Raw genomic sequence first — 1421 nt, 5'->3', positions numbered from 1 at the left:
CCCGCAACCCCGACTGCCCCTCCTGCTCCCACTACCACCCCAAGACCACGCAGGCCATCTCGCAGAAGACCCCCGCCGCCCGCTGAACAGCGGTGGACGACCGACCACGGGACGAACGTTGACACCAGAACAGAGCCTGGCGGCAGTCCGCGCGGCCGCCCGGCGCCACCACCTGGACTCCGCCGGAGCGACGCTGCTCCAGCCGGGCAAGAACCACACCTGGCGCCTGCCCGGCAGCAAGGTCATCGCCAAGGTCCGCGGCGCCGGCGCCACCTTCGCGCAGGCGTACCGGGAGACACAGGCCGCGCGGTACGTGCTCAGCCGCGGCATACCGGCCCCCCGGCCCGTCGGCGAGGAACGCTACCCCTACCGCCACGACACCGGGCACGAGACCGTCTACGTGCTGGTCACCGAAGACCTCGGCCCGAGCACCGTCGCGGCCACGCCGTGCCAGGTCGCGCTCCTGCTGCGCCGACTCCACGCACTGCCGGTGCCCACCGGGCCGCGCCTGCGCCTGCCGGCCATCGACCCCTTCACCCGCCTGTTCCCGGGCATCGATGAACTCTTCCCGGCCGGATCGGCCCGAGACCGCAGGCGCCTCCACCAACTCCTCCACACAGCCCGCGAGGCCTGGCAGACCACCGCATGGCCGGGCCCGATGTCCCCGCTGCACGGCGACGCCGGCCCGGGCAACTGCGTCATCACCGCCGACGGCGTCGCCCACCTGATCGACTTCGAGCGCATGGCCATCGGCCCGGTCCTGTGGGACCTCGCCGCGTACGGCTGGCGCCGGGACGTCTACGGAGCCGACCCTGCCGAGTACCAGGCCTTCACCGCCGCCTACGGCCTCGACGTGACCAGCCACGCCGACGGCCGCACCTACCACCACGCGCTCACCCCCGCGTTCGCGGTGAGCGCCTGGCTGGCCGCCGCCGGCTACGCACGCGACGAACCCCACTGGCAGCACGAAGCCGACCTGCGGCTCGCCACCCTCCTCACCGACCCGCTGCCGGGCTTCCCCTGGCACTGGAACCTCGGCAACACCGCCGTCATGAAGGCCGCAGGGGCAGGGGCCGCACGATGACCGCCCACACCCCGCCCACACCGGGCGACCAGGCCGCCGTTGTCGTCGCCCGCACCGGCATCCCGGTGCTCCTGCTCATCGCACACCCCGGCACGCCCACGGTCTGCGCGACGGTCGGCACCGGCGACCCCCGCCGCTACACCTCCACCACCGCCCTGTACGAGGACGGCTGGCGCGCCGAGGTCCACGCACCCGGCGGCCCGTCGCCGGAGGACCTGGTGCGCCGCGCTCTACCCGACGCCAAGGAGTTGCAGCCTGCGCTCCTGGCCACGCCCGGCGAGATGATCTGGGGCACCGGGACCAGCCACGACGGCCTCACCGCCCGCGCCGGGAACTG

Annotated in this window: 2 protein-coding genes; both read left to right on the top strand. The window is 74.0% G+C overall.

The window, feature by feature from the left end; translation table 11 throughout:
- The first annotated feature begins 118 nt into the window (after window positions 1-118).
- Window positions 119-1084, top strand: coding sequence for a phosphotransferase family protein (locus ACLWS4_RS37060; RefSeq protein WP_416876430.1), 966 nt, complete (start codon window positions 119-121; stop codon window positions 1082-1084).
- Window positions 1081-1421: hypothetical protein (locus tag ACLWS4_RS37055; protein WP_416876429.1), on the top strand; the 341-nt coding region annotated here is incomplete at its 3' end. The genes ACLWS4_RS37060 and ACLWS4_RS37055, both read left to right, overlap by 4 nt.

Origin of the sequence: Kitasatospora sp. SC0581 (assembly GCF_048159585.1) — a bacterium.
Taxonomy (GTDB): Bacteria; Actinomycetota; Actinomycetes; order Streptomycetales; family Streptomycetaceae; genus Kitasatospora.
This window is presented reverse-complemented; position numbering and strand designations above follow the sequence as displayed.